Here is a 24577-nt window from a genome sequence, read left to right as displayed (position 1 = left end):
CCCTTGTTTATCAATGGTTTGCTGATTTTGCTCGGCTTTTTTAGTGCTGTGGTGCTGGCGTTTGTTAAGAAATTTCAGCGACTTGTGTAAAAGTCGCAATCAGGACACCCCGGCCTGGCGAAACGCATTCGGCGTCTGCCCGCATAGACGACGGAAAAAACGCGAAAAGTAGGTCGGGTCACTGAAGCCTAGACTGTCCGATAGCTGGCTGATGCTCATGTTGGTGTAGATCAGGTTGCGCCGGGCTTCGAGCAGCAAGCGCTGGTGGATGATCTGCAGCGCGGTCTGCCCGGCGAGTTCGCGGCAAAGATTGTTCAGGTGCACGCTGGAGACGCCCAGGCGATGGGCGAACAGCTCGACCGACAAATGTTCGCGGTAGTGCTGTTCGACCAGTTTGATAAAGCGCGCAAGCAACTGCTGGTTACGCTCGTCTCGGTTGTTCGACAAGGTGTTTTGCTGGCTGCGGCGGCTGATCCAGACCATCAGTGAAGTGACCAGCGAATGCAGCAGCAGCTCGCGTGCCGGGGCGCTGCCTTCGTATTCCTGGTGCAACACCCTGATCAGGGTATGCAATGCACCTCGGTCGGCACCTAGCCGATAGCAACCGGTGGAGGCCAATACGGTGAGGGGTGCACCCAACTGCGCTTCCAGTTGCGCCACTAACGGGGCGCCGAGGGTCAGCACGTAGCCATCGATGTCTTCGGAAAACTGAAAGCCGTGGACGGTCATCGGCGGGATCACCTGTATCGCCGCTTCGCGCACTGTACTGCGCCGGCCTTCAAGCTCGATCACGGCTTGGCCGCGACGTACGTACAACAGCTGAAACAGATCGGCATGGCGGTGCGCTTTGATTTCCCAGTGGTGCAGGCTACTGCGCTTGGGGATCGATTCGCAGTGCAGCAGGTCAGGGGTCGGCCAGGCCTGGCTTTCGCCGTACAGCTTGAACACCGGGATTCTGGGGAGGCTGGATCTTGTCATTTTTGGCCTGTCCGATAATCGAACTGTATTTGTAAAAGTGCAATTCGCTGAAGGAATATCACCTTTTTATCCGGTTTTTGTCAGCAAAAATGCAGGGGTACACAACAACAATAGCTTCCAGGTGCTTGCCTCACTACGCCTGGAGCCCCAAAGAGAGACAAGTATAATGAGAACTCAGGTAGCTATTATTGGTGCCGGCCCCTCCGGCCTTCTGCTTGGTCAGCTGCTGCACAAGGCCGGCATCGACACGGTGATCGTCGAACGCCAGACCCCGGAGTATGTGCTCGGGCGCATCCGTGCCGGTGTGCTCGAACAAGGCACCGTCGATCTACTGCGCGAAGCCGGTGTGTCCGAGCGTATGGACGCTGAAGGCCTGGTGCACGATGGCGTCGAACTGCTGGTGGGCGGCAAACGCATTCGCGTCGACCTCAAGGCGTTGACCGGTGGCAAGACGGTGATGGTCTACGGCCAGACCGAAGTCACCCGTGACCTGATGCACGCTCGCACGCAAAGTGGCGCCCCGATCATTTATGCGGCCGACAATGTTCAACCGCACGAGATGAAAGGCGAGCAGCCCTACGTCACCTTCGAGAAAGACGGCCAGACCCATCGCATCGATTGCGATTACATCGCCGGTTGCGACGGCTTCCACGGTGTGGCGCGCAAGAGCATCCCTGAAGCGGTACTGACCCACTATGAACGCGTCTATCCTTTCGGCTGGCTGGGACTGCTGTCCGACACCCCGCCGGTCAACCATGAACTCATATACGCCCATCACGACCGCGGCTTTGTGCTGTGCAGCCAGCGCTCGTTGACCCGCAGCCGTTATTACCTGCAGGTACCGCTGACCGATCACGTTGATGACTGGTCGGACGAGCGCTTCTGGGCCGAACTCAAGGCGCGTCTGCCGCAGGACGTCGGTGATCGCCTGGTCACAGGACCCGCCTTGGAAAAGAGCATCGCCCCGTTGCGCAGTTATGTGGTCGAGCCGATGCAATACGGCAAGCTGTTCCTGGTTGGCGACGCTGCCCACATCGTCCCGCCCACTGGCGCCAAAGGCCTGAACCTGGCGGCCTCGGATGTCTGCTACTTGTATCGCATTTTGGTGAAAGTCTATCGCGAGGGCCGTACTGACCTGCTTGATAGCTACTCGGAGCTGGCCTTGCGCCGGGTCTGGAAAGGCGAGCGTTTCAGCTGGTTCATGACCAACCTGCTGCATGATTTCGGTGAGCACAAGGATGCCTGGGACCAGAAGATGCAGCAGGCTGACCGTGAGTACTTCTTCAACTCTCACGCCGGGCTGGTCAACATCGCCGAGAACTACGTGGGCCTGCCGTTCGAAGACATCGAATAAGCGAAGGAGGGTGGAGCATGGGTGTGTTCGACTGGAAACACTGGGGAGTACTGCTGGTTGTGGTGGTACTGGTGTTCGGCAGCAAGCGGCTCAAGACCCTGGGCAGTGATCTGGGGGAGTCGATCAAGGGCTTTCGTCGCTCGGTGAACCAGGACGAAGAGCCAACGCCTCCCGCCAAGATCGATAAGGTATGAAATTCATCGCGGGGCAAGCCCGCTCCCACAGGGGGTTATAGCGCTCCGGTGGCGGGCTTGCCCCGCGATGCTGCCTCCAGAATCTTCACCATCGCCGTATAGCCACGCTCACGCGCATGCGCCAACGGCGTCACGCAATCCTTGTCGGCAATGTTCACATCGGCCCCGGCCTTGACCAGCATCTCGACAATCTCCACATGACGCGGCCCGCCGTCGCTGAGCACGATGGCTTCCATCAAGGCCGTCCAGTGCAGGCGATTGAGGTGATTCACGTCGACACCCGCGTCGATCAGGGTGCGCACGTTGTCGACATGGCCACGCTCGGCCGCCGGGATCAGCGCCGTACCGCCATAGCGGTTGGTGCTCTTGAGGTCGGCGCCGTGGGCCAGGGTCAGGCGCAGGATCTGGTTGAAGCCACGCGCACCGGCATACAGGTAAGGGCTGTCGTCGATGTTGTCCTTGGCGTTGACATCGGCCCCGGCCTCGATCAGCACCCGTGCCGCTTCGACCTGGTTGCGATGGGTCGCCAGCAGCAGCGGCGTGCGGCCCAGCTTGTCGCGGGCTTCGCGGTTGGCGCCTTGTTCAAGCAGGCTGCGTACGCGCGCGGCGTCGCCGTTGTCAGCGGCTTCGCGCAGCTGGTTTTCCAGCACGCCGCCTTCGGCGCTGGCGGTGATCGAGGTCATCATGGCCAATAGGAATGCGAAAAAAACGTTGAGGTGTTCCAGGCGCATCCGCTTGTCTCCGTGGGTTGTCCCGTGAATGGGGGCATGATAGAAATCGTGCTCACCATTTAGAAGTTAAATATTTACATGGACATCAGTGTAAAACCGAATAGGTCGTTGTTCGATCTGGACCTGCTTCGGGCCATTGTCGTGGTGGCCGACTGCGGCAGCTTTACCACCGCTGCCGCACGTCTGCATTCCACCCAGTCGACCGTCAGCCAGAAAGTGCGGCGCCTGGAAGACATGGTCGGCCATCGCCTGCTGGTGCGTGGCAATCGCGATGTATTGCCCACCGATGCCGGCCAGACTTTGCTCGGCTACGCCCGTCACATGCTGGCCCTCAATGACCAGATGCTTGAAGCCCTGGCCGGCGCCACCGTGGGTGTGACCGTGCGTTTGGGGGTACCGGAGGATTTTGTCGGTGGGCGCACCACCAATGCCTTGTCGGCGTTCAATCGCAAGTACCAGCAGGTCAAGCTGGAGGTCACCAGCGGCCTGTGCCGTGACCTGAGCCAGAGCTACGACAACGGTGAGCTCGACCTGGTATTGCTCAAACAGCGGCGCAACAGCCGTGAAGGGGTGGCCTGCTGGCCGGAAGAGTTGCAGTGGATCGACAGCGCCAGCACGCCCTCGATCGACCTCGACCCGATTCCACTGGTGACCTTCCCGCCGCGGGGGCTGTACCGCGACGACATGATCAACGCCATCGAAAGCATGGGCCGGCGCTGGCGCATCAGCTTCACCAGCTCGAGCCTCAGTGGCATCCAGGCCGCCGTCGCCGATGGCATGGGCATCAGCCTGCTGCCGCCGCGCGCGGCGACCCGTGAGCATGCGGTGCTGGGTGAGCAGAACGGCCTGCCGATGATCGACAGCTACGAAATCGTCATCGTCCATCGACCGACCGCCGATCCGATGGTCAAGGCGTTGGCGGGGGTGTTGGCGAGTCTGCTGGAAGCCCATGAGGTGTAGTCATTCTTCGGGTGTTTCCTGCTCCGGACGCAGGCCTTGACGCTCCGCCACTGCCCGCAAGGTGCGCAGTGAAACCATGGGCGCATCGATGACGAACTGGTTGGCCAGCCACGAGGGAATGTCGCCAGCCGGATCGGCCTCCAGTTGGTAGGTCACTTCGGTGAGTTGCTCGCCTTTGGGGATCAGGGTCCACAGGCCCTTGAGCTGGCGGACGCGGATCAGTCCCGGTTGCCGTTCAACCTTGCCGGCAACGGCGCTGAGGTGGCGGATCAGCCCGCCATCGTCGCTGCGCTCGGTCTGCACCTTGATCACGATGTCGCGCGGGCTGGCCGGCCAGGGCAGTTCAGTGGTCAGGTACACCCAGGTACTGTCGCCTTCGACATCCAGCAGGCGCATGCTGGCGCAGCCGTACAGCCATTTGCACGCCACCCGCAGGTTCTCTTGCAGGTCACTCAAGGTGCGCACATCGGCCTTGATCAGGGTCACGCCGCGAAAGCGCTGGTACTTCGAACCGGCCACATCATCCAGATACACCTGAATGCCGTCTTCGTCCTTGGCCAGCTGCCAGTTATCCGCCGCCTGGGCAAGGCTGCACAGCAACAGGGCCAGGATTGCGCCGCAGAGGAATCTGGAGTTCATGGGCGCAGGCTCCAAGGCGGGCGGGCGTCAGGTCTCTCCAGCATAGGCCAGCGTCACGGCAACGAAAAAGCCCGCCAGTAACGGCGGGCTTCTTGTGCATCGAGCCTGGGCTTAACGCTGTGGGTTGAGCACCAGATTCATATGACGGTTCACATCTTTGTACAGCAGATAGCGGAACGGGCCTGGACCGCCGGAGTAGCAGGCTTGCGGGCAGAAGGCGCGCAGCCACATGAAGTCACCGGCCTCGACCTCGACCCAGTCCTGGTTCAGGCGGTACACCGCTTTACCTTCCAGCACGTACAGGCCGTGTTCCATGACGTGGGTCTCAGCGAACGGAATCACGCCGCCCGGCTGGAAGGTCACGATGTTGACGTGCATGTCGTGGCGCATGTCGGCCATGTCGACGAAGCGTGTGGTGACCCAGGCGCCGTCGGTGCCCGGCATCGGGATCGGCTCGATGTCCTTCTCGTTGGTGACGAAGGCTTCCGGCAGCGCCAGGCCTTCAACCACCTGGTAGTGCTTGCGGATCCAGTGGAAGGTGACGTTCTTGCCGCTGGTGTTGCGCAGGCTCCAGTCGGCCGCCGGCGGAATGAAGGCGTAGCCGCCTTCTTTCAGGGTGTACGGCTTGCCCTGCAAGGTGATGTCGACTTCGCCTTCGACGACAAACAGCACCGCTTCGGCGTTCTTGTCCAGCTCAGGGCGCTCGCTGCCGCCTTCTGGCGCCAGCTCCACGATGTATTGCGAGAAGGTTTCCGAGAAACCGGTCAGCGGACGGGCGATGACCCACATGCGCATCTTGTCCCAGAACGGCAGGTGGCTGGTGACGATGTCACGCATCACGCCCTTGGGGATCACGGCATAGGCTTCGGTAAACATGGCACGGTCTGTCAGCAGCTCGGTTTGAGCCGGGTGGCCACCGTGAGGGGCGTAGTAAGAAGATTTCGACATGGACAGTCTCGACTTGTTGTTGTGTCCCCGTGCCTGGCAGCGCCGGCCGGCGCTGCGTGGGGATGCATTGACACGATATAGACAAGGTCGTGCTATCCACAAATTAAATGTTGAAATACCCGGTATTTGATTGCTGAATGCTGACAGTGAGCAGGCGACGCAGGGAGCGTGGGGCTGTTCATGCGTGGACTGGCCCGGTCGCAACGGCCTAACATGAACCCTGGTCCCCCTTACCACCCATCGAGGTCACTTGTGAAATACGCCATCGCACTACTCTTGAGCCTGTCCCCGCTGCTGGCCCAGGCGGTCGAAGTCGGCGAGCGCCTGGCGCCCTGGACCCTGCTTGACCAGCATGACCAGGCCTACAGCCTCAACGACCAGACCCGCACCTTGCTGGTGGCACGCAACATGGACGCTGCCAAGCTGGTCAAGGCGGCCTTGGCCGACCGTCCCAAGGGTTACCTGGAAGCCCGCCAGACCGTGTTCGTCGCTGACATTCAACGCATGCCGGCGCTGATTTCCAAGCTCTTCGCCATCCCGGCCATGCGCGACTACAGCTACCGTGTGCTGCTGGACCGCGAGGGCAGTGTGGCTACGCGTTATGCCGGCGCTGAAGACAAGGTGCTGTGGTTGCAGCTGGACAAGGGGCAGGTGGTCAGCCAGCGGGAGTTCGCCACGGCCGAAGAGTTGCGTCAGGCGCTAGAGCAGAATTGATTTCAGCGCGGGGCAATCGGCACATGCAAGGTCGATTTCACCCGCTCCAGCACGACAATGGTGCGAAACCACTTCACGTTCGGGTTGTCATGAAACAGCCGTTGAGCGAGGGCCTGAAACTCGCTCATGTTCGCCACCGTCAGCACCAGCATGAAGTCGGCATCGCCGGTGACGTAGTAGCACTGCTGGATCTCGGGCCCGGAGAAGGCCTGTTTCATCAGCTCAAGGTCTGCCGACTGGGTGCGGTCGGCATGTACCTCGACCATCAAGGTAATCACCTGACCGACCTTTTCCGGATCGACCACTGCTGTGTTGGCCTGAATAAAGCCGGCTGTCTTCAGCCGCTGGATGCGCCGCTGCACGGAGGCTGACGACAGGTGCACCCGCTCGGCCAGTTCCCGCAGCGGCAGGCTGTTGTCCTGCTGCAGGGCGTTGAGCAGGGCAAGGTCGAAATCATCCAGTGCAGGTTTCATGTGCAAAATTTTCTCATTTTCAGGGTGAAAAACGAGGGCACTTATCAAGCGCGACGCAATAAATTATCACCGACCGAACCGCTACGTGAAGGACACCGCAATGCACTCGCCCGCGACCCCGAACGCCACCCTGGGCGTAATGCTCAATGTACTGGCGTCGGTACTGTTTGCCGTGATGTACGCCTATACCCATTTGCTTGAACCCCTGGCTGGCGAAGAAATCTACGGCTGGCGGATTCTCCTGACCGTGCCTTGCCTGACCTTGATGGTGCTCGCCAGCGGCCACTGGCACGAGGTGCGCCGGTTGTTCCAACGACTGCTGCAAGAGCGCTGGTTCTGGGCGCTGCGCCTGTTGTCGGCGGCGTTGCTCGGAGTGCAGTTATGGTTGTTCATGTGGGCGCCGATCAATGGCTACGGCCTTGATGTTTCGCTGGGCTATTTCCTCATGCCACTGACCATGGTGATTCTTGGCCGCCTGGCCTTCAACGACAATATCAGTCGCCTGCAACTGCTGGCCTGTGCGCTGGCGGCGCTGGGCATCATCAACCAGATCGCCATTGCCAAGGCCATCACCTGGCCGGTGCTGGCGGTGGGGCTGGGGTATCCGCTGTACTTCTGGCTGCGCCGGGTCAGCGACAGCAACAACATGGGCGGCCTGTGGTTCGACATGAGTCTGAGCCTGCCGGTCAGCCTGTTTTTCGTGCTCAAGGGCGGGGTAGTGCTGGGCGTCGCGGGCAGTGGCTCAAGCTTGCCGTGGCTGGTCGCCGGGCTAGGGGCGATCAGCGCGTCTGCCCTGGCCTTGCAAGCGCTGTCGGGGCCACGCTTGAACCTGACGCTGTTCGGCCTGTTGATTTACGTCGAACCGATCCTGCTGGTGCTGGCCGCGATCCTACTGGGGGAAACCATCGCCGCGGCGCAGTGGCCCACTTACATCGCCATCTGGCTCGCGGTACTGGTACTGGTGGTGGAAGGCGGCCTGAGCCTGAACAGCAGTCGCCGTGGTTACTCGCCCAGCCGCTGTTCACGCGAAGGCGGGTAGCCGAAGTAGGCGCTGTAGCACTTGCTGAAATGCGAAACCGAGACAAAGCCACAGGCAATCGCCACATCCATCAGCGGCAGGTCGGAGTATTGCAGCAGGCGCCGGCTCTTGGTGATGCGCAGTTCCATGTAATAGCGGCTGGGTGAGGTGCCCAGTTGCGCCTGGAACAGCCGGTCGATCTGGCGGCGCGAGCGACCGCTGTAGGTGGCCAGCTGATCCAGGCTCAGGGTTTCTTCCAGGTTGTTTTCCATCAGTTCGACGATGGTCCGCAGCGGCGCACTCATGGATTTTTTCGAACTGCTGTCGACCCGCCGAAAGCGCGCCCCGGAGAACGCCAGAATCTCCTCGACCCCGGCCGCCAGCGCTTCACCCTGTTGCAGCTTGAGCAGTGCCAGCATCATCTCCAGCGCACCATTGGGGCTGGCCGCGGTCAGGCGGTCGCGGTCGAGGACAAAACTTGCCGGGGTGATGGTGCTTTGCGCACTGCGCTCGGCCAGGCTTGCCCGTTGTTCGGGGTGAATGGTGCAACTGTAGTCGGTCAGTACGCCGGCACGCCCGAGAAAATAGGCGCCGTTCCACAGCCCGCCCAGCGCCAGGCCATGGCTCGCCGCCTCGGTCAACAGGCGGTCCAGCTGCGGATATTTGAGCGGTGTGCGCAAGCCGCCACAGACCACCAGCATATCCAGGTTGTCCAGGGTGTTGCGTTCAAGGCCAGCAGCATAGATCTCCAGCCCCAGGTCGCTGATCACCCGTTCTGCGCCGAGTGACAGCGGGGTGATGACAAACAGGTTGTTCTGCAACAGGTTGGCGGTGACCAGTACATCCATGGCCACGGTGAAACTGGCCATGGAGAAATTCTCCAGCAGCAGGAAGCCGACGCGGTAGGCGGGCGAGGAGGGCGCCTGCGGGTGCCTGAGGTTCAGCATGTTTGTTGTACTGGATTTTTGGCTGAAGTGGCGAGGGGTGGGCAATTTGGGCTCCGCTGGGCATTGATGGGTAAAGCATGCGCTGATGATCATGCCTGACATCCTCGGGGATGCGAATACAGCGCAGGCCCATCTTCGCGCGCCAGCCCCACTTGGGGTAACTGGCTAGCCTCTGGTCGTTGTAGGATCGATCAATCATTGCGGCAAGGCTTGATGTAAAAACGCCGTCACCCGACGCCTGACCCCTACAGCAGAGTCGCGACATGCCTTCATCCCATCTTGACCCGCTGCGCCGGGTGATCGAACAGCTTCAGGTTGCGCCTGCGCCTGAGCCGTGGCAACTGAAGACGCGATCGACCATCGCCGGTCTGCTGGAAATCGGCTTTGACCGTGACAGCGAGCTGTTGCTGGTCGCCTCCAGCTCCGGGCGCAGTGTGATCGACTGCCAAACCGGAGAAAAAGTCGCCCGCGACCGCACCGACAACCTCGGCAGCGACCGCCACCTGGAAACCCGCGGCATCGGCCCGTTGCACGAGCGGGTGATCCGTATGGCTGGCATCAATGGCGGCGGCCTGCCACTGGCCACCGCGGATGGCTGGATGATCGAGGACATCGTTCTGGCCTGGCCCGAGCAGCACCTGTTGCTGGTCGAACCGGGGTCATGGCTGCACGGTGCGCGCTACAACCGGCCAGCGCTGTTCCACAAACTGGGGGTCGAGCTGGAGGTGAGGGCATTCGGGTTTTCCTACACCGGCTTGAGCCTGGTGATTGCCACCGCTGGCGAAGTGATGGTCTACGGACGCTGCGGCAAGTCATTGTCGGCTTGATCCTGCCTGCCGTTTACACACCTCTCATCGTTTTTAACTGCGAAATTTCCCACCTAATGGGAATCCTGTTTCACCCTTTGGGAAAACCCTGTGCACCATGGTCGCAAGGAGCACACATGAACTACAACACCCCCACCGATCGCTTGCTGCAGATCCTCGTCGCCTTGGGCCAGGCCAATGAAGCGCTGTCGGCCAAGGAGCTGAGCCTGCAACTGGAACAGCCCCTGAGTAGCACCTATCGGCACCTGAAAACCCTGCTGCGCTGGGGCCTGGCTGAAGACAACGGTCACGGCCGCTACCTGCCAGGGCCGGCGTGCCTGCAGTTGGCGAACAAGTTCGACCGTGAAGCGCTGCTGGTATCGCAGGCGTTGCCTGAACTCAAGCGCCTGGCCGAGTTGAGCCGGGAAAGCGTTGCGCTGATGGTGCCGAGCAATGGCCAAGCGATATGTATCGAACTGATCGATAGTCCACAACCGCTGCGTTGCTGTTATCAGAAGGGCCTGGCTCAGCCGCTGTTGGTGGGGGCTTCGGCGCGAGTGTTGCTGGCACATCTGGCGCCGGAACGCAGCGAGGCCATCCTGCACGAGCAGGGCGTCGATGCGGACGGCATCGAACGCTATCTGCAGAGTTTCATTGCCATTCGCGACCAGGGCTATGCCGTCAGCCTTGGCGAAATCGACGACGGTATCTGGGGCGTCAGCGCCCCGGTGCTCGACAGCCGCAACCGTTTGCATGGCGCTATCAGCCTGATGGCCCCGGCTTTTCGCGCGCAGCAGAACAGCGAACGCCTGACCCGCTGGACCCGCGAGGTCGCCCTGCGTGTTGGCGCGCGGCTGGACTAAATCAAACTGGAGTACCCGCATGACTGCAACTATCGCCATGCCCCTGTGGCAAGGCCGTATCGACGCTGACGAAGGCTTGTCGGCACTGCGCTGGCACCAGTGGGTGCAGCCCTACAGCAGCGCGCAAGCTCCCGGCACCGCCCTGGTGGGCCTGGCGTGCGACGAAGGTGTCAGCCGCAACCAGGGCCGCAGCGGTGCCCGTCAGGGGCCACCGGCCTTGCGCAAAGCCCTGGCCAACCTGGCCTGGCGTGGCCAGCGTGGTCTTTACGACAGCGGCGACATCGCCTGTGTCGGCACTGACCTGGAAGGCGCGCAGCAGGCTTACGCCGAGCGTGTCAGCCAACTGCTCGACCAGGGCCATCTGCCCCTGGGTTTGGGCGGCGGCCACGAAATTGCCTACGCCAGCTTTCTTGGCCTGGCCGAACACCTGCGCCAGCGCGAGGCGCGCCCGCGTATCGGCATTCTCAATTTTGATGCCCATTTCGACCTGCGCTACGCCGCGCAAAGCAGCTCTGGCACGCCGTTTCGGCAGATCGCCGAATACTGCCAGCAGGCCGGCCTGGACTTCGATTACTGCTGCCTGGGCGTGAGCGAGCTGAACAACACCCAAGCGCTGTTCGACCAGGCCCGGCGCCTGAACGTGCGCTATCGCCTCGACCGGCAGATGCAGCCGTGGGATGTCCCGGCCACCGAGGCCTTTGTCGATGAGTTTTTGAGCGGCATCGATCACTTGTACATGACTGTCTGCCTGGACGTACTGCCCGCCAGCCAGGCGCCCGGCGTGAGTGCGCCGTCGGCCCATGGTGTCGACCTGATGGTGGTCGAGCACCTGGTCCGGCGGGCCAAGGCCAGCGGCAAGCTGCGCATGGCCGACGTTGCCGAGCTCAACCCGGGCCTCGATCAGGACCAGCGCACCGCGCGCATCGGCGCCCGGCTGCTGGCCAGCTTGGTCGACTGAAGCGTTCTCCCCATTAATCCAAGTATAAAAACAAGAGTATTCACCTATGCTGACCCTGCAACTCGATGCATTGACCACTGTCGCCCTGGCACTTGTGCTGCTGGCGCTGGGGGCGCAACTGAAAAAGCACAGCTACTGGCTGCGTCAACTCTGTGTACCGGCCCCGGTGATCGGCGGCTTTGGCTTTGCCCTGGTGGTGTGGCTGCTGCGTAACCAGCAATGGCTGGACATCAAGCTCGACACCGCGATGCAAACCCCGCTGATGGTGGCGTTTTTCACCACGGTCGGTCTGGGCGGCAGCCTTGGCCTGCTGCGTCAGGGCGGCAAGATCCTGTTCGTTTACCTCGGCGCCTGCTGGGGCCTGGCCTTGCTGCAGAACCTGGTGGGTGTCGGTATGGCCGAAATGTTGGGCATCGATCCATTGCTGGGGATCATGGCCGGTGCGGTGTCGCTGGAAGGCGGCTTTGGTGCCGCGGCGGCCTTCGGACCGATTGCCGAGAGCCTCGGTGCCAGTGGTGCGACTACCGCAGCGCTGGCCTCGGCGACCTTTGGTATGGTCGCCGGCGGCTTGCTCGGCAGCCCGGTGGCACGCTTCCTGATTGACCGTAAAAAGCTGGCGGTCAAAGCCGACCAGGTCGACACCCTGCAGGCCCTGGGAAAAGCCAACGAAGCCCCGAGCGTGCCCCTGGATGCCGCCGTGCTGTTGCGTCTGCTGACCTGCATGCTGGTGATCATGGTGCTCGGCTTCTGGATTGGCGATGCCTTGAAAGCGCACGTGGGCATCGTCCTGCCGGTGTATGTCGGTGCAATGTTCGTTGCCATCATCCTGCGTAACCTTAACGACCGCGCGCGTGTTATCGAGATGCCGGATAACGCCGTCAGTACGGTGGGCGACATCAGCCTGGGCATGTTCCTGACCATGGCGATGATGAGCCTGAAGTTCTGGGAGCTGGAGCAACTGGGCCTGCCGTTGCTGGTGATCCTGGTGGTGCAGGTGGTGATCATGGTGTTGTTGTGCATCTTCGTGCTGTTTCGCTTGTTCGGTGGCAATTACGATGCTGCGGTGCTCTGCGCCGGCTACATGGGGCATGGTCTGGGTGCTACGCCCAATGCGGTGGCCAACATGGGTGCCATTTGTGACCACTACAAAGTGTTCTCCTACAAGGCCTTCATCATCGTGCCGCTGTGTGGGGCGGTGCTGATCGATATCGTCGCCTTGCCGTTGATTACCTGGTTCATCAACGCCTTCGCCTGATCGAAAGCTGCCCGTGGTGGATTCACCGGTCCGGCGTTCCGGTGAATCCTACGATTAATATAGGTTGGCCCGGTGATGAGGCTAGAAACACCGCCTGCACGACCACTGACTTGGCGAAAAACGCTTTTCTCCCTTTCGAGTTCCGTCAAGGGAAGGCACAATGCGTGTCCTTTTTTTGGCCGGCCTTGCCGGGGGCCTCGAAATGATCAAAACGCCGTATTACCTCATCGACAAAACCAAGCTGCTGCGCAACATGGAGAAGATCGCCTACGTGCGTGAAAACTCCGGTGCCAAGGCCCTGCTGGCACTCAAGTGCTTCGCTACCTGGTCGGTGTTCGACCTGATGCAGCAGTACATGGACGGCACCACCTCGTCGTCGCTCTACGAACTCAAGCTCGGTCGTCAGAAGTTCGCTGGCGAAGCTCACGCCTACAGCGTGGCTTGGGCCGACGACGAGATCGGCGAGATGGTCGAGAACTGCGACAAGATCATCTTCAACTCCATCGGCCAGCTGCAACGCTTCGCCGCACAGACCGAAGGCACCGTGCGTGGCCTGCGCGTCAACCCGCAAGTGAGCAGCTCCGACTACCTGCTGGCCGACCCGGCGCGCCCGTTCAGCCGTCTGGGTGAGTGGGATCCGGTGAAAGTCGAAGAGGTCATCGAGCAGATCTCCGGCTTCATGTTCCACAACAACTGCGAGAACGATGACTTCGGTCTGTTCGACCAGATGCTCAGCACCATCGAAGAACGCTTCGGCCACCTGCTGCACAAGGTCGAGTGGGTGAGCCTGGGTGGCGGTATCCACTTCACCGGTGAAGACTACGCGTTGGACGCCTTCTGCGCGCGCCTGAAGGCCTTCTCCGAGAAGTACGGCGTACAGGTCTATCTGGAGCCGGGCGAAGCGGCGATCACTCAGAGCGCCTCGCTGGAAGTGACCGTGCTCGACACCCTGTACAACGGCAAGCACCTGGCTGTGGTCGACAGCTCGATCGAAGCGCACATGCTCGACCTGCTGATCTACCGTCTCAACGCCAAGCTGGCGCCAAGCACCGGCGAACACACCTACATGGTGTGCGGCAAGTCGTGCCTGGCCGGCGACATCTTCGGCGAATACCAATTTGATCGTCCGCTGGCCATCGGCGATCGGCTGTCGTTTGTTGACGCAGCAGGTTACACCATGGTCAAGAAAAACTGGTTCAACGGCCTGAAAATGCCGTCCATCGTAGTGAAACAACTCGACGGTACAGTCGAAGTGGTTCGCGAGTTTGGTTTCGAAGACTACTTGTCCAGCCTGTCGTAAGCTGGCAGTAAAGGAGAGATAGATAAATTGAAGAAGAACGTCCTTATCATTGGTGCAGGAGGTGTCGCCAAGGTGGTGGCCCACAAGTGCGCGCAGCACAACGACGAACTCGGTCGTATTGCCATCGCGTCGCGCAACATCTCCAAATGCCAGGCCATCATCGACAGCGTCATTGCCAAGGGCAGCCTCAAGCAGCCCGCTGAAATCAAGGCATTTGCGCTGAACGCTCTGGACGTCGAAGCGACCAAAGCACTGATTCGCGAAACCGAATCGCAGATCGTCATCAACGTCGGCTCCGCCTTCCTCAACATGTCGGTGCTGCGTGCCTGCATCGATACCGGCGCGGCCTACCTGGACACCGCGATCCATGAAGAACCGGGCAAAATCTGCGAAACCCCGCCCTGGTATGGCAACTACGAGTGGAAACACCTCGAGGAATGCCAGCAGAAGAACATCACCGCCATTCTCGGCGTAGGCTTCGACCCGGGTGTGGTCAACGCTTATGCAGCGCTGGCGCAACAACAGTATTTCGACCGCATTGATTCGATCGACATTCTCGACGTCAATGCCGGCTCACATGGCAAGTACTTTGCCACCAACTTCGACCCGGAAATCAACTTCCGCGAATTCACCGGGCAGGTGTGGAGCTGGCAGAACAGCCAGTGGACCAGCAACACCATGTTCGAAGTCAAGCGTACCGACGACCTGCCAGTGGTAGGTTCGCAGAACCTGTACTTGACCGGCCACGATGAAGTGCACTCGCTGTCGAAGAACCTCGACGTGCCGAACGTGCGCTTCTGGATGAGCTTTGGCGAGCACTACATCAATGTGTTCACCGTGCTGAAGAACCTTGGTCTGCTCTCCGAGCAGCCGGTCAAGACCGCTGAAGGCCTGGAAGTGGTGCCGCTCAAAGTGGTCAAGGCCGTGCTGCCTGACCCCTCGTCGCTGGCACCGGGGTACACCGGCAAAACCTGCATCGGTGACCTGGTCAAGGGCACCAAGGATGGCCAGCCACGTGAGATCTTCATCTACAACGTGGCCGACCATGAAGAGGCCTACGCCGAGACCGACAGCCAGGGTATCTCCTACACCGCAGGCGTGCCGCCAGTGGCGGCAGCCTTGCTGGTCGCCCGTGGCGAGTGGGATGTGCAGCGCATGGCCAACGTCGAGGAGCTGCCGGCTGAGCCGTTCCTCAAGGCGCTGGACGTGATGGGCCTGCCGACTCGTATCAAAGACGAGAACGGTGACCGTCCCTGGAACTGACAGATCGGTAGTTCGCAGGTCGTAACCAGGCGGGATTGACGCATTGACTGCGTCAATCCCGTTTTTTGTTTTACCGCACGCCTACAGATGGCGCACCGCGCCCATTGTCACCATGGCCGCGAGCCCCAACAGACAGATGATCGCCACCGCGTAGGCAATCGTGCGCCACGGTTGCCAGCGTGCCAGGTAGCTCACGGTGTGCACCACCCGTGCGGCAGTGAACAGCACCATCAGCCCGACGGTCAGCGCAGCGGGGGGATTGAACACCAGGCAGAGTGCGCCCAGGACAAAGAACAACGGTATGTTCTCAAGGTCATTGGCCCAGGCTTGAGCCGCGCGGCTGACTTGTGGCAGTTCCTGTGGGCTGGCCTGGCGTCCGACAAAGCCGGCGTCCTCGGCATTCTTGAAGGTCATACGGCTGATGCGATAGAAGCCCTGGTAGCAGGAAATCGCCAGCATCTTCACGAAGAGTACGACGACACACAAAGCAAAGACGCTCATAACATCGTGCATGTTCATTCCATTGAAAACGGGTGGGGCGCGATCATCGCCTAAGCCGCAGGGCTGCGTACAGCGTCGTCTTCAGGTGTGGTGAATGTCCCGCTCCCACTGAGCAATGTTAGAAACTGTAATCCACCGTCGCGAAGTACGAGCGCGGCTCTCCCATCAACCACTGCTCGCCACTGTGGGCGGTCGCGGCATAGCGGCGGTCCAGCAGGTTATTCAACTGCAGGCCCAGGCGCACATCCGGCAGCACCTGCCAGCCCAGGTTGGTATCGACCACGGTAAAGCCGGGTACGGTCTGGGTGTTGGCGGTGTTGGCATAACGCTCATCGACATAGCGCAGACCCATGCCGGCCTCTACGCCGTAACCAAACCCTTTGTTCACCCACAGGTTGGCAGTACGTCGCGGTACATTGCTGGGGCGGTTGCCGGCACGCGAAACGGACTGGCCGCCAACAGTCTGGTCAAAGTCATCATATTTGGCGCGCACCACCGAAGCATTAGCCGAGACCTGCCACTGGTTGGCCAGAGCCAGTTCCAGGGTCGCTTCCAGGCCGTCGGAGGTCTGCTGTCCGGCCTGCTGTTTCTGGTGGGTGATCGGATCATCGACCAGCAGTTTCTTTTTGACGATGTGATAGGCCGCCAGGGTCCATTCGCCACGGCCGTCCCAGAACAGTTGCTTGAGGCCGAACTCGGTTTGCCTGGCTTCGGTCAGGTCGAAGTTCTGCTGGCTGGGGCTGAGGGTGAGCAGGTCGCTGACGCCATCTTCGCTGGTGGAATACTGGCCATACAGTGACAGTTCATTGGTCACCGCAAACACCAGCCCGGCACGCCAGTTGCCGCCGTTGAGGCTGCGGTCGGTGCGGCTGTTGTCGACCAGGTTGTCGCGGTCGATATGGTTCTGGTCGCGGCGAACGCCGGTCACCAACGACCAGCGTTCAGACAGCTGGGTACGGTTCTCGGCGAACAGGGCAAAGGTGCGGGTGGTGCTCTGGGTCTGCGCTTGGGTCGGGCTGTTGCTGTGGAAATAGCCGGGTGCCGGGTTCCACGGATCGATGAAGTCGCCACCGATATCGTTGTACGGTGAGTTGCTGTTGATGCCGAAGCGAATGCGGTTGTACTCGGCACCCACCACGGTCTTGCTGGCCAGGCCGAGCAGGCTGTGATCGAAGGTAAAGCTCTGGCGATCGCCGATCTGTTCCTGGTCGTGTTTGATTTCCAGGTAGCTGCCGCGCTGCAGTTGTTCTGTTGTGCTGTCCCAGGTGTAGTCCTCAGCGTTACGCCAGTGGCGGCGGCTCTTGATGTAGTAGAGCTGGTTGCTGGCGCTGATCGAATCGCTGATCGCCCAGTCGGTGTTCAGGCGGGTCCACTCGTCGTGGTAACGCTGCACATCATTTTCAACGTTGTAGTTCTTCTTGCGCAGGCTGTCGCGGTAGTGGCCGTCAATCAGCGGTGTGCCGAAGTAATTCATCGGCTCGGCGTCGCCACGTTCGTGGGCCAGGGTGAAGCTCAGGTCGTCGCTGGCGTCAAAACGCAGGGCGGCGCTCATGGCCAGGTTTTTCGAGTCACCACGATCGACCCAGCCGTTGCTTGCCTGTTGGTTGAGAGTAAGCCGGTAACTCAGACGCTCGCTCAGCGAGCCGCCGCTATCCAGGCCCAGTTGTTGACGATCATAGGAGCCATAGCCCAGGCGCAGCTGGTTGTGGATTTCACCGGCGAAGGGCTTCTTCGGGATCACGTTGATCACCGCGCCTGTGGCGCCTTCAGCATAGAGCACCGAGGCCGGGCCGCGGATGATGTCGATGCGCTCGACCATCCACGGATCGAGCGGAAAGGTCTGGGTGCCGGCACCGGTGTACATCCGCGAGCCATCGAACAGGGTCATCACCGAGCCGTGGCCTTCAAAGCCACGGGCCGAAAGGGCAGTATTGCCGTTGCCCGGTGTGGCCACCGAGGTGATGCCCGGCGAACGGCTGACGGCATCTTGAATCGTGCGATTGTTGCGCCCTTCGATCACCTCGGCACTGAGGCTACTGGTGCTCGCCGGGGTGTCCATGGCGCTGAGGATCAGGCGCGAACCGGCCGGCAGTGGCGTGGCCAGGCTGAGCGGATCGTTGTCGCTGCTGCTGGTGATCGCCGTCGAGGGCAGGGCCAGGGTGCCGGTTTCAGCGGCATGGGTCGGCAAGGAGAATGCCAGGCAGGGCGCCAGGGCATTGGCCGCCAGGGTATGAAGCTTGGAGTAACGGGACATGTCGTTCCACAATTTGCTGGAAGAATGAATCCCGGAGGGAACAACGCATGGAGGAATTGCGCGCGCAGGCGCCCGCAAACCGGCCTGCGCCCGCCCACCGCGGGGTTGCCAAACGAAGCTTCAGGCCGGTCTCCGGGCTTGCGAGGGTCATGAAGGCCTTCACCTTCCCATGCCAGGGCACAGTGGTGTATCGAAGGCTTCGCTCGCTTACCGTTGCGGGGGCAGCGCCGGACTAGTCACCTTGAGTGACGCACCGGCTTCCCGTTTCACCCTGCGCACGGCGGCGCAGGACACCTGAAACTGGCGCGCATCTGAACATTGAAAGTCTTTGCAGTCAATGAGTTGCGCGGTTGGGGGTTAACGTCCGCGCTTGCGCGACACCACCGCCTCGATGTTCTTGCGCCCGATCAGCATCGGCTGCTGGGGTTGCTCCAGCCACTTGTACATCACCAGGCAATCGACCAGCCCCAGGCGTGCATGCCGATAAGCCCGCGGCAAGCGCCCGACCACCTCGAAACCCAGCTTCTGCCACAAGGCCACTGCCACCTCATTGCTCGACACCACCGAGTTGAACTGCATGGCCAGAAATCCCTGTTCGCGGGCCAGGCGTTGCGAGTGCTCGCACATCAACCGGGCCACACCGCGCCCACGTGCGGCGTCGCAGACCATGTAGCCGCAATTGCTCACATGATTGCCTGGGCCGGCAGCATTGGCCTTGAGGTAGTAAGAACCGAGCAGTTGCCCATCTTCCTCTGCCACCAGGGTGTGCAATGGAGACTCCAGCCACAGTTGACGTGCCTGCTCCTGGCTCATGGCCGGGTCAAAGGCATAGGTTTGGCGGGCAGCGACTATGGCCTGAAAGGTCGGCCAGAAGTGATCGAAGTCGGCGGCGGTCATGGGGCGGATGTTGATCATGGCGGTTCCTGACAAGGCGAACCGCGAGTCTGAAAGCGTTAGTGCCAGCATGCAACTGTTTGTGTATGCCCCCCGGTATTCATGGTGCCACGTGGCATCCGAACGCCTCAGAACTTGGAGAAGTTGATCGCATCGACAATGATCGAGCCACCAATACCGGTCAGCGAAAGCAACAATGCCCGCACCAGGGGCTCTTCGGAGTAACGCGAGAACGCACCGATACTGAGCGCAGCGATGCGCGCACGGATCATTTCCAGCTTGTCCTGGTTCAGGTTGTCTTCAGCAGGGCGCAACAAATAATCATCGATACGCTGCAAGGCTATGCGCCGTGCTTTTTCTGCTGCGCGGCGCAACGATATCGCTGAGCTGAGCAGTATCACGGCGGTGAGCAGAAATGAAATGGCAATGCTCGGCGGGGTCGGCCAGTTATCGAAGTAGCTGCTGCGCGAGGCAATCATGATCAACAGGACGACGGTTGGCGCATAGATCAGGCGATTGACTGCCGCCGTGCGCTCGGCGATCAAGGTCATGTCCATCCAGTCGTCGAAGCAGGGGTGCCCGGCGGTTCCGAAGATCTCCTCATGCTTGCTTCGCAGCGGCGCTGGCCAGATACCATGGTGATCGCTCAACTGGCGGATGAAGCGCGTCAGCAACCGGTTAGCGTCCACCACCCAGAACACCAGCAACTGGAAGAATACAAAGGGTAGCAGCCAGCTCCATCGCAACATTGTCGAGGTGCCCCGAACCGGGATCCCCTCCATGGGCCATACCACCATCAGCCCGCTGGTGACCACCAGGAAAAACCAGGTTGCGAGCGCCGCCCGCAACAGGCGCGCAGTGAAGGTGCCGCATTCACAGTGCTCGCGCCAGAAGCGCGAAATGAAAATCAGCGAGCGCTGCTCACCGCTAGCGGGCAGCTGCAGGGCTTGCCGGGACTTGTCGCTGATGTGGGGGATATCGCTTGGCGACAGCGGGAAGGTGACCTTGAACAGCCAATGCCCCGCTTGATTGAGCCAGTGGCGCCATGACCATTTTTTAGTCCGTTGATTGAACAGCGGAAAATGTCGCCACAGTCTTGCCCAGTAAATCGGTGGAAATGGGCTCAGGTGGTATTTTTCACGGATCTCGTTGCGATTGATTTGCAGGTTGCGCCAACCCCAGAGCAGTGCCGAAATTGAGATCAGCGCCGCCAGCAGACGCAAAGCGGCGGTAGGCCAGGCGCTGATACCCTGGAACAGAAACATCGGCTCACCCAGCCCGTTGTTGGTCAAGTCGTGACGAATCTGGTAAGCCCACAGCAAGGCCAGAATGAAGACGACCATCGGTACCAGGATGTACCACCCCGAGGCGTCGAACAAGCTGGCAGCGCCACGTCTTGAAGGGGCTGATGGTGTTCGTCGGATGAGCTCCGCGCAAACAATGCCCAGTAAAATCAGGACGAACGCGATCCACATGAACTCCACCCGCCAGTACAAGATACCGACCAGGGCGGATAGGGTGGACGCGGCATAGAGCGACATGGGCATTCGGTAAACCCATCTGAAGAGCTGCTCCACGGGTTTCTGGTCGGGGGACGGAAGCTGTGCTGACGTGACTGGACCTCTGTAGGTCCACCACCAGCCAAGAGAGAGTGCCAGCACCAGCAATATCAACGACAATGGCCCGGCCTTGAAGAACGACAAGCGCGCAGTAAAGCCTTCGCGCATTGCCGTGGACACTTCGGGGTAGGGCAGTTCCGCGCGGTCCTGCAAGCAGCGCAATGCCATGATGTCTTGCGGCCGCACACGGCTGATCCGGTCTGAGCGCCCTGAATCTGGCGCTGCACAATCCTCCGGTCGCGACCCGCTCAGTCGGCTTGCCAAGGGGATGAAGCCTTTTATTCCCACCTCATAGATACCCGGTGAGAGTAACCCGGACTTGTTGTAGTCGAATTTGGCCCGCTTGGCATCGAAACTTTGCGGCGATTGTGCGGCCAGCACGGCGATGAACACGGCACTCTGCAAGCTGTCGCGAAACGGCGGTACGTCCTGCTGCAGGGCTCGGGTCAGAGTCAGACCATAAGGCGCGGCCAGTACCAGGTTGCGGGTGGTTTCGGCCTGGCCGCGTTGCAACATGCGAGCATCAAGGTCCGTGGAGAAAAACACCTTGTGCGGCATTCGCGACTTCAGCGCTTGCAAGGCCAGCAATTTGTCATAGGTATCGAGCCCCAGTATGCCGATGGCGCCGATGCCATTTTCACCCTTGCGCCGATAGAGCTCGTCTTCATGGGCGATGTGCTCAGCCAGGCGGCGCAGGTAGTCGAGCTGGGAGTTGCCATCGGACTTCTCCAGCGGGCTGGTGTCCAGTTCGAAGCTGTCTTTCTTGCCGTCTTTGCCGCCGGCCTTGTCAGCATTGGCAGCCTCTTCCGGAAGGCGCCCATCCAGGCCGCGCAGGTAGCTGAAACGCAGGACCCATTCATCGACTGCAGCCTTGTCTTTATCGCCTAGGTTGGCGCTTTCGGCTACCTGAGTCTTAAAACTCTCGATCAATGCCCGGCTGTAGAAGCTGTCCCACTCGGAGATCAGTGCGATGCGATTCAAGCGTTGAAAGCCTTTGCGACTGCAATCGTTGCCGACCCGCATGACAGCACCCGGTGCACACTTCAAACCGGTGACGGGGTCGATTCTGCGCAGTTTCAGTTCGTCGAGCAGCAGGGTTGTCATGGTGCGATCGTCGCTGATGGTGCGCAGTAGCTTCAGCGTTTGTTTCGGATACTCTGTTTTTGCTTGTGCCGAGTCCGAGTGGTCCTTGGGCTTTTCGATCCCGCGCAACAGCATCTTTCTATCGGCGGTGGCCAAGGGTGAGTAAATCTCTATGTTGGGTACCTCTATTTTTCCGTACTCCTGGCGGTACATGTCACGCAACACGGTCGAATCGGCAGGCCCGATAACCTTCAGAATATTGTCGTCGAACTGGGTGCAGGACGTGGGCGAGTGCGTTCTGTCAAGGTTGCTGACCTTGCACGACAAGGTCAGGCGCAGTTGCTCAAGCTTTTGCAATGGGGTGGTGCCCAGGTGGTTCTGTTTGAGCCAGAACAAAATGGTGCGAGCGGACGGATGCGCATTGTCGTCCATATCGGTCGGCGGATCGAAAGGGTTGGCGACAAAGATTTCATAGGGCAATTCTGCGCGCCCGCGATTGGCTTTCGCATCATTGGTCGGTGCATCGGCCTGGTCGGCGATCGGAGCGTCCAGCAGGTTGTCTGTCAGGGTCAGGCAACGGATATTCTGTTCGTCCTCGGGCACCATCCGGGCCGTCTTGAAACCGGCGAGCATGGCGTAGCGCATGCGTCGGCGTAGTTCCACTTCTTCGGCGTAGGGCCCGCCTTCGACCAGGGCAACCATGATGTTGGTTGGCTCCGCGCCTGGTGCTTGGGGCGCTGCAGTCGGGGCCTGCGCAGTGGCTGTATCGGCCATTCCGGCCGTGGGGCTGTATGCAGCCAAACGCAATTGTGAGAGTTGCGCCTGGACCTGGTCAGCAGGGGCTGTTGACTTGTCGAACAGCTCAGGGGTGCATTCAGAGCCAACCAGATGGCTCTTGTTGTCTTTGAGTCGTTTGCGGTAGCGCTCCAGTGCATCGAAAGGGTCCTGCCACAGGCGTGCCTCTATCGGCAGCTGTGTCTGGAACTGCGCACCAAAGGGGCGTTGCTCGAGGAACGGGGCACGGGTGAGCGCAAAGGTCGAGACAATCAGGCTAAGAACAATTGCACTGCCAGGCAGCCAGAAGCCGAGGTTGCTCCCCGAGTCATTGCCGTTCATTTCTCTGGCCCTCAGGTGTCGAGCCGACCACCAGGAACAAGGTAAAGAACCCAATCGAGGAGCGCGCTTCGTACTAAAGGGCCTTGGTCATCACTGAAACCCGCCAGCTCATGAGCCTGCTGGCGAGACCGGTTCCAGTCGCTCTGTGACTGCCAGGTACCGGTGCTCCTGATAATTGTAGTTCAGCTGGTCAACTGTCTAGTTTGGGCCCGGATACGGCTGTGAGCGTCACTCACGGGGTACGGTGCAGAACTTCAAGACTTGGTTTCGTCGAAGATCACCCCTTCGCCGTCGCGCTAGGCGTAGTTTTCGCCGTCTACGCAGATGTAGCAGGCGTCGTCGTTCGGCGTGTTCAGGCCCAGGTGGTAGCGGTAGGAGCCGGCATACGGGTCGCGATGGCGTACCAGTTTCGAGCCCGGTGGCAGGGTGGCGAACATCGCCGCTTTGACGCTGCCGATGCCTTGCAACAGTTCGGTGGTGCGCGGGCACAGTTTCATCGCCGAAGGGTGACTATCGCCGTACCATTTCAGATAGAAACGCTTCCAGCCACTTTTGAAGAAGGAGTTGAAACCGACATCGTCGTAGTTCTGTGAGCTTTTGATTTCGCCGACATGCAGCAGTTGCTGAGCCTCGGCGCGGATTTCCTGCCAGTTGTCCTGCAGCGGTTTGAGTTCAGGGAAAGACTCGATCGGTAAGTAGGGTTTGGCCGGGAGCTTGGAGAACAGGTAGAGGAACACGTTCACCGGGGCCAGAAAGCTTGAGTGGTCCCCCAGTTGGCGGGTGATCTTGAACAATCACAACCGGGGGTTGTATGAAATGTTACCGGGTCGGTGCTCGACATTAGTCATAGGCGCAAAGGTTTGCTTGGGGATTCTATACGCCTTTTCGCGGGGCAAGCCCGCACACAGCGGCTACTACTTCCTGGTCACCTTGACCCCGGCCACCAGGCCTTCGATCAGCGTCGGCACCGTGACGTTAGACTGGATGAGACGACGAAAGAAAAGGAGGACAAGACATGACCCAAGACAATCGCGAAACAGGCGAGCCGTTCAAGCGCCTGTTTTTTGCCGTGGACTGCACACCGACGCAGCGTCGGGCCATTGCCCAGTGGCGCTGTGAGCTGGGCGTGGGCGATGCCCGACCGGTGCCGTCGGCAAATTTCCATCTGACGCTGATGTTCCTTGGGACTGCGGGCACGGCACAATTGCCGGCCATCCTTGCAGCGGCTGCGGGGGTGAAGGTACCCGGTGAGCCACTGACCGTGGAGCTCGACCGTCTGGAGGTCTGGCGCCCGGCCAAGGCCCTGGTGCTGGCTCCCAGCCAGACGCCGGTGACCTTGCGGCAGCTGGTCTATGCCTTGCAGCAGGCCCTGTTGCCCCTGGGTTTTGCCGAGGCGCCGAGAGAGTATCGCCCGCACCTGACGCTGTTTCGCGACTTTCACGGCCCGGTACCGGAAGCACCGGAGGCGGCCCAGTTCAGTCTGCGAGCGCGTCACTTCACCTTGTTCGAATCGCGCAGAGGGCGGTACTGGCCGCTGGCGCATTGGCCGTTGCACAGGGATTAGGGGGCGCATGATCGCGGGGCAAGCCCGCTTGTGTCTATGGCCGGAAGTAAACTCTAGGGTGAGAGAGGTGGATGGCAAGCTGTGAGTCCGCGGTGCTTAAAGCACGAGTGGGAGCAAAGCTGCCATCCACCTTTCCACTCTGGCC

Annotated in this window: 22 protein-coding genes, 1 pseudogene and 1 riboswitch; of the genes and pseudogenes, 12 read left to right on the top strand and 11 right to left on the bottom strand. The window is 60.6% G+C overall.

The window, feature by feature from the left end; all coding sequences use genetic code 11:
• Positions 1 to 99: 99 nt before the first annotated feature.
• Positions 100 to 978: a helix-turn-helix domain-containing protein gene (locus C6382_RS00115; protein WP_107022562.1), complete on the bottom strand. Its 879-nt coding sequence runs from the start codon at positions 976 to 978 to the stop codon at positions 100 to 102.
• 166 nt (positions 979 to 1144) lie between these two features.
• Between C6382_RS00115 and pobA the strand changes: the two genes are divergently transcribed.
• Positions 1145 to 2332 (top strand): 4-hydroxybenzoate 3-monooxygenase, encoded by a 1188-nt coding sequence (gene pobA, locus C6382_RS00110; protein WP_107022561.1) that lies wholly within the window; start codon positions 1145 to 1147, stop codon positions 2330 to 2332.
• Positions 2333 to 2349: 17 nt separating this feature from the next.
• On the top strand, positions 2350 to 2526 hold the full coding sequence (tatA, locus tag C6382_RS00105) for a twin-arginine translocase TatA/TatE family subunit (RefSeq protein WP_038609769.1): 177 nt from the start codon (positions 2350 to 2352) through the stop codon (positions 2524 to 2526).
• Positions 2527 to 2561: 35 nt separating this feature from the next.
• Here tatA and C6382_RS00100 read toward each other — a convergent pair whose 3' ends face one another.
• Positions 2562 to 3212 (bottom strand): ankyrin repeat domain-containing protein, encoded by a 651-nt coding sequence (locus C6382_RS00100; RefSeq protein ID WP_218276235.1) that lies wholly within the window; start codon positions 3210 to 3212, stop codon positions 2562 to 2564.
• Between the two features lie 123 nt (positions 3213 to 3335).
• On the opposite strand from C6382_RS00100, the gene C6382_RS00095 reads away from it, so the two are divergent.
• Positions 3336 to 4217, top strand: coding sequence for a LysR substrate-binding domain-containing protein (locus tag C6382_RS00095; RefSeq protein WP_107022559.1), 882 nt, complete (start codon positions 3336 to 3338; stop codon positions 4215 to 4217).
• Here the strand turns inward: C6382_RS00095 and C6382_RS00090 are convergent, their stop codons facing one another.
• On the bottom strand, positions 4218 to 4856 hold the full coding sequence (locus C6382_RS00090; RefSeq protein WP_107022558.1) for an START domain-containing protein: 639 nt from the start codon (positions 4854 to 4856) through the stop codon (positions 4218 to 4220).
• Positions 4857 to 4967: 111 nt separating this feature from the next.
• Positions 4968 to 5804 carry a bifunctional allantoicase/(S)-ureidoglycine aminohydrolase gene (locus tag C6382_RS00085; protein ID WP_028944847.1) on the bottom strand — a complete coding sequence of 279 codons (837 nt, stop codon included), beginning with the start codon at positions 5802 to 5804 and terminating at the stop codon, positions 4968 to 4970.
• Positions 5805 to 6056: 252 nt separating this feature from the next.
• On the opposite strand from C6382_RS00085, the gene C6382_RS00080 reads away from it, so the two are divergent.
• Positions 6057 to 6518 (top strand): FAD/FMN-containing dehydrogenase, encoded by a 462-nt coding sequence (locus tag C6382_RS00080; RefSeq protein ID WP_107022557.1) that lies wholly within the window; start codon positions 6057 to 6059, stop codon positions 6516 to 6518.
• Positions 6519 to 6520: 2 nt separating this feature from the next.
• Here C6382_RS00080 and C6382_RS00075 read toward each other — a convergent pair whose 3' ends face one another.
• A complete protein-coding gene (locus C6382_RS00075) occupies positions 6521 to 6991 on the bottom strand; it encodes an Lrp/AsnC family transcriptional regulator (RefSeq protein WP_107022556.1) in 471 nt (156 codons plus the stop codon).
• Between the two features lie 100 nt (positions 6992 to 7091).
• Here C6382_RS00075 and rarD point away from each other — a divergent pair, with 100 nt between their 5' ends.
• A complete protein-coding gene (gene rarD, locus C6382_RS00070; RefSeq protein WP_107022555.1) occupies positions 7092 to 8030 on the top strand; it encodes an EamA family transporter RarD in 939 nt (312 codons plus the stop codon).
• Here rarD and C6382_RS00065 read toward each other — a convergent pair.
• Entirely contained in the window at positions 7994 to 9001 is a 1008-nt protein-coding gene (locus tag C6382_RS00065) for a GlxA family transcriptional regulator (RefSeq protein WP_107022997.1), read from the bottom strand. The two genes, rarD and C6382_RS00065, sit on opposite strands and share 37 nt — an antisense overlap.
• A gap of 218 nt (positions 9002 to 9219) precedes the next feature.
• Here C6382_RS00065 and C6382_RS00060 point away from each other — a divergent pair, with 218 nt between their 5' ends.
• From C6382_RS00060 to C6382_RS00035, 6 genes are all read left to right on the top strand, one after another.
• Entirely contained in the window at positions 9220 to 9783 is a 564-nt protein-coding gene (locus C6382_RS00060) for a hypothetical protein (RefSeq protein ID WP_107022554.1), read from the top strand.
• Positions 9784 to 9899: 116 nt separating this feature from the next.
• Positions 9900 to 10625 carry an IclR family transcriptional regulator gene (locus tag C6382_RS00055; protein ID WP_107022553.1) on the top strand — a complete coding sequence of 242 codons (726 nt, stop codon included), beginning with the start codon at positions 9900 to 9902 and terminating at the stop codon, positions 10623 to 10625.
• A 19-nt stretch (positions 10626 to 10644) separates the two neighbouring features.
• Positions 10645 to 11583 carry a formimidoylglutamase gene (hutG, locus tag C6382_RS00050; RefSeq protein ID WP_107022552.1) on the top strand — a complete coding sequence of 313 codons (939 nt, stop codon included), beginning with the start codon at positions 10645 to 10647 and terminating at the stop codon, positions 11581 to 11583.
• 46 nt (positions 11584 to 11629) lie between these two features.
• Positions 11630 to 12838, top strand: a complete 1209-nt coding sequence (gene gltS / locus C6382_RS00045; RefSeq protein ID WP_107022551.1) for a sodium/glutamate symporter — start codon at positions 11630 to 11632, stop codon at positions 12836 to 12838.
• Between the two features lie 202 nt (positions 12839 to 13040).
• Positions 13041 to 14138, top strand: coding sequence for a carboxynorspermidine decarboxylase (nspC, locus tag C6382_RS00040; protein WP_107022996.1), 1098 nt, complete (start codon positions 13041 to 13043; stop codon positions 14136 to 14138).
• A 27-nt stretch (positions 14139 to 14165) separates the two neighbouring features.
• Entirely contained in the window at positions 14166 to 15401 is a 1236-nt protein-coding gene (locus C6382_RS00035; protein ID WP_107022550.1) for a saccharopine dehydrogenase family protein, read from the top strand.
• A gap of 81 nt (positions 15402 to 15482) precedes the next feature.
• On the opposite strand, the gene C6382_RS00030 is transcribed toward C6382_RS00035, so the two are convergent.
• The 5 genes and pseudogenes from C6382_RS00030 to C6382_RS00010 all read right to left on the bottom strand — a co-directional run.
• Positions 15483 to 15914, bottom strand: a complete 432-nt coding sequence (locus C6382_RS00030; protein WP_107022549.1) for an MAPEG family protein — start codon at positions 15912 to 15914, stop codon at positions 15483 to 15485.
• A gap of 106 nt (positions 15915 to 16020) precedes the next feature.
• Positions 16021 to 18156 (bottom strand): TonB-dependent siderophore receptor, encoded by a 2136-nt coding sequence (locus C6382_RS00025; RefSeq protein ID WP_107022548.1) that lies wholly within the window; start codon positions 18154 to 18156, stop codon positions 16021 to 16023.
• A gap of 105 nt (positions 18157 to 18261) precedes the next feature.
• A riboswitch (cobalamin riboswitch) is annotated at positions 18262 to 18469 on the bottom strand.
• A gap of 44 nt (positions 18470 to 18513) precedes the next feature.
• On the bottom strand, positions 18514 to 19071 hold the full coding sequence (locus C6382_RS00020; RefSeq protein WP_107022547.1) for a GNAT family N-acetyltransferase: 558 nt from the start codon (positions 19069 to 19071) through the stop codon (positions 18514 to 18516).
• Positions 19072 to 19178: 107 nt separating this feature from the next.
• Positions 19179 to 22868, bottom strand: a complete 3690-nt coding sequence (locus C6382_RS00015; RefSeq protein ID WP_107022546.1) for a hypothetical protein — start codon at positions 22866 to 22868, stop codon at positions 19179 to 19181.
• Positions 22869 to 23167: 299 nt separating this feature from the next.
• Positions 23168 to 23656 (bottom strand): annotated as a pseudogene (locus tag C6382_RS00010) (aspartyl/asparaginyl beta-hydroxylase domain-containing protein); the annotation flags it as partial.
• 227 nt (positions 23657 to 23883) lie between these two features.
• Between C6382_RS00010 and thpR the strand changes: the two are divergent.
• A complete protein-coding gene (gene thpR / locus C6382_RS00005) occupies positions 23884 to 24432 on the top strand; it encodes an RNA 2',3'-cyclic phosphodiesterase (RefSeq protein ID WP_107022545.1) in 549 nt (182 codons plus the stop codon).
• Positions 24433 to 24577: the final 145 nt, after the last annotated feature.

The organism is Pseudomonas sp. BBP2017, from assembly GCF_003024385.1.
Taxonomy (GTDB): Bacteria; Pseudomonadota; Gammaproteobacteria; order Pseudomonadales; family Pseudomonadaceae; genus Aquipseudomonas.
This window is presented reverse-complemented; position numbering and strand designations above follow the sequence as displayed.